Consider the following 3,510-nt stretch of genomic DNA (forward strand, 5'->3'; position numbering starts at 1 on the left):
CGTCGGGGATGTCCAAGCCGCGCGCGGCGACGTCGGAAGCGACGAGGTAGCGCAGCTTGCCGTCGCGGAAATTGGCCAGCATCTGCATGCGCGCGCGCTGGTCCATGTCGCCATGCAGCGCACCGGCGTCGAAATCATACTTCAGCAGCGAGCGGAACAGTTCCGACACTTCGACCTTGCGGTTGCAGAAGATGATGGCGTTCTTCAGTTCGGCATCTTCGGCCTTGATCAGGTTGCGCAGCGTCTCGCGCTTGTCCCACGGCTTGGAGCCTGATTTGACCAGCCGCTGGGTGATGTTGGTGGCGGCGGACGCGGCCTTCGAGACCTCGACGCGCACCGGCGCATGCAGGAATTTCTCGGTCAGCTTGGTGATTTCCGGCGGCATCGTCGCCGAGAAGAACAGCGTCTGCCTGGTGAACGGGATCATCTCGCAGATGCGCTCGATGTCGGGAATGAAGCCCATGTCGAGCATGCGGTCGGCTTCGTCGATGACGAGGATCTCGACGCCATTGAGCAACAGCTTGCCGCGCTCGCGGTGATCGAGCAGGCGGCCGGGCGTCGCGATCAGCACGTCGACGCCGCGCTCCAGCTTCTTGTTCTGTTCGTCGAATGAGACACCGCCGATCAGGAGCGCGATGTTGAGCTTGTGGTTCTTGCCATATCGGATGAAATTCTCTTCGACCTGCGCGGCGAGTTCGCGCGTCGGCTCCAGGATCAGCGTGCGCGGCATACGGGCGCGGGCCCGGCCGTTTTCGAGGCGGGTCAGCATCGGCAGCACGAAGGAAGCCGTCTTGCCAGTGCCGGTCTGGGCGATGCCCAAAATATCCTTGCCGAGCAAGGCGTGCGGGATCGCACCAGCCTGGATCGGCGTCGGCTGGGTGTAGCCGGCGTCGGTGACTGCGGAAAGGACCTTCGGCGACAGGCCGAGGTCTGCGAAGGTCAACGCTTCTTGAGCGGTCGTGGTGTCTGAGGACAAGTGTTGTTGTCTTTGGCTGGTTCGGGGAAGCGCAACGGCGTCTAATGGCGTCGCGGCAAGCGCCACGCGCCTGCAAGATCGGTATTGCAATTAGGAGCAAGCCCTCGATTTGTCAACAGAAACGGGCAGCAATGGCACGATTGTGAAGTTGTAACCTTAATCGGGATGCTTAATCGACCTGTCGGTCGCAGAGCCGGCTCAATAGCGGAACTGTTCGGCGAGAATACGCTCGTTCCAGGAATGATTGGGATCGAACAGCAACGTTGCTGTCGCCGTGGGTGATTCTCGCACCGTCACCGAGGTCACCGCCTTGACCTCGGTATGGTCGGCGGCGGCGTTCACCGGCCGCTTTTCCGGCTCGCGGATGTCGAAGCGCACCGTCGCTTTGTTGGAGAGCAGCGCGCCGCGCCAGCGGCGCGGGCGAAACGGGCTGACCGGGGTCAGCGCCAGCAGCGGCGCGTCGAGCGGCAGGATCGGCCCGTGCGCCGAAAGATTGTAGGCGGTGGACCCGGCCGGGGTTGCGATCATGACGCCGTCGCAGTTCAGTTCCTCAAGCCGGACCTGTTCGTCGACGGTGATGCGGATCTTGGCCGTCTGGTACGATTGACGCCACAGCGCCACCTCGTTGATAGCCAGTGCCGAAATCGTTTCGCCTTCCGAGGTCACGGCCAGCATCTCCAGCGGGCGGATGGTTTCGGCGACGGCGGCTTCGAGACGCTCGGTCAGGCCACCGGAACGATACTCGTTCATCAGGAAGCCGATGGTGCCACGGTTCATGCCGTAGACCTTCTTGCCGGTCCCCATCGTGTCGCGCAGGGTCTGCAGCAGGAAGCCGTCACCCCCAAGGGCAACGACGATCTCGGCCTCCTCGACGGAAGACTGGCCATAGCGCGCCGACAGGCTTTCCAGCGCCGTCTTGGCGTCAGCGGTGTCGGACGAGACGAAGGCGATGTGGCTGGCGGCTTTGCTCATGGCTCCCCGATGACGACCGGTGGCAGCGGCAGGGCCGCGCCAATTTCGGGGTAGCATGGGCGGGGTAGGTCTGCAAACGGAGCCGCCATCCCGGATGGCAATGCCATTCCGGGATGGCGAGGCGACCGCGGGACGGCGGATGCGGACATGCGTTCGCGTATCATGACAAAGGCTACGCGAATGTGATGGTTAAGACCGGCCTTAAAGTCTCGTAAAGCCGGATCGGTCATGTTAGCCGGCAGTGGATGGGTGGCGTGGGGGCTAGCCAGTCGAGGCCGACATATTGCCGGTAACACGCCTGATCATTGTCTTTCTGATGCTGGGAAGCTTCGCGCTGCTCTTTGCCGAACTGGTGCGCCAGTCCGAAGAGACGAGCTTCCGACCGCAGCCCACGGCGTCGCGCTGTGGTGACGCAGCCGGAGCGCCATGCCCGCAAAGGGCGCTGTAGCGCTGTAACCTGATCATCCTTTCGGACGACCGGCGGCATTGGCGGCCGCTTCGGTGCGCGACATCGCGCGGCAGTTTCTCTCCTTAAAAGCAGAGGCCGGTCGGCTGCCGCACGTTCCACTCGTGAAAGCTTGCTGTTTGCACTCGCGGCGCTTGGCGGTGTAGATGGGTGCACCGATTGGCGGAAAGGTTTTTGGGTAGCCTCGTATCCGCCGTTGTTGGGAAACAAGCCCTGCGGCTCGTTGACTGGCCGGGTGTCTGGAGCAGGGGGTTCCATGTCGCGCAGCGTGTTGATTTCTGGTGGCTGCGGCTTCCTCGGCTCACATCTGGTCGACCGTCTGTTGCGGCGAAGCGATCTGGAAAAGCTGATCGTCGTCGACAATCTTTGGACCGGGACGCGAGACAACGTCGCACATATCGCCGATCCGCGTTTCGATCTGCAGATTGCCGATGCCGAAAGCTTTTCATCCCTTCAACGCTTCGATGAGATCATCCATCTCGCGTCGCCGGCTTCGCCGCTTTGGTACATGCGCGAGCCGGTACGCACGATCAAGGCCAACATCGGCGGCGCGCTCAATCTTCTGACGCTGCTCAAGCCCGGCGGCCGTTTCTGCTTCGCCTCGACCTCGGAAGTCTATGGCGACCCCCTGGTTTCACCCCAACCCGAGAGTTACAGGGGATCGGTGGACTGCACCGGTCCCAGGGCCTCTTATGATGAAAGCAAACGCTGCACCGAGGCATTGCTGTTCGAACAGCAGCGGGTTGTCGGGCTCGACATTCGCGTCGTCAGGATTTTCAACACATATGGGCCGCGAACCCGCATCGACGACGGACGCGCCGTTTCGAACTTTGCCATCCAGGCTCTGACAACCGGGGTGCTGACGGTCTATGGCGACGGGTCCCAATCGCGCAGTTGGGGTTATGTCGACGACATCGTCGAGGGGCTGGAACGTTACTTCTGGCGCGACGGCATCTCGCATCGCGGCCCTCTGAACATCGGCAACGATCACGAGGTTTCCGTCCTGCGCATCGCGGAATTCGTCAGGTCGCTTGTCCCCGGCAGCCGCATCGAGCACCACCCTCCGGCTCCCCAGGATCCGACAAATCGGCGTCCG

3 protein-coding genes are annotated in these 3,510 nt (G+C 62.5%); 1 reads left to right on the forward strand and 2 read right to left on the reverse strand.

Going from position 1 to position 3,510, the window contains the following annotated elements; translation table 11 throughout:
• Together ENZ75_RS25285 and ENZ75_RS25290 are read right to left on the reverse strand one after the other, a co-directional pair.
• Nucleotides 1-976 (reverse strand): DEAD/DEAH box helicase (locus ENZ75_RS25285; protein ID WP_164887987.1); only part of this gene is annotated, 976 nt, incomplete at its 3' end.
• Nucleotides 977-1,174: 198 nt separating this feature from the next.
• Entirely contained in the window at nt 1,175-1,948 is a 774-nt protein-coding gene (locus tag ENZ75_RS25290; RefSeq protein ID WP_013531374.1) for an NAD kinase, read from the reverse strand.
• Nucleotides 1,949-2,670: 722 nt separating this feature from the next.
• Between ENZ75_RS25290 and ENZ75_RS25295 the strand changes: the two genes are divergently transcribed.
• A partial coding sequence (locus ENZ75_RS25295) for an NAD-dependent epimerase/dehydratase family protein (protein WP_128278399.1) occupies nt 2,671-3,510 on the forward strand: 840 nt, incomplete at its 3' end.

This window comes from Mesorhizobium sp. M7A.F.Ca.CA.002.04.1.1 (assembly GCF_004022805.1).
Classification (GTDB): domain Bacteria; phylum Pseudomonadota; class Alphaproteobacteria; order Rhizobiales; family Rhizobiaceae; genus Mesorhizobium; species Mesorhizobium ciceri.

Coding starts and splice junctions, on each gene's coding strand:
- ENZ75_RS25290 (WP_013531374.1), bottom strand. CDS start 1,948: ATGAGCAAAGCCGCCAGCCACATCGCCTTCGTCTCGTCCGACACCGCT.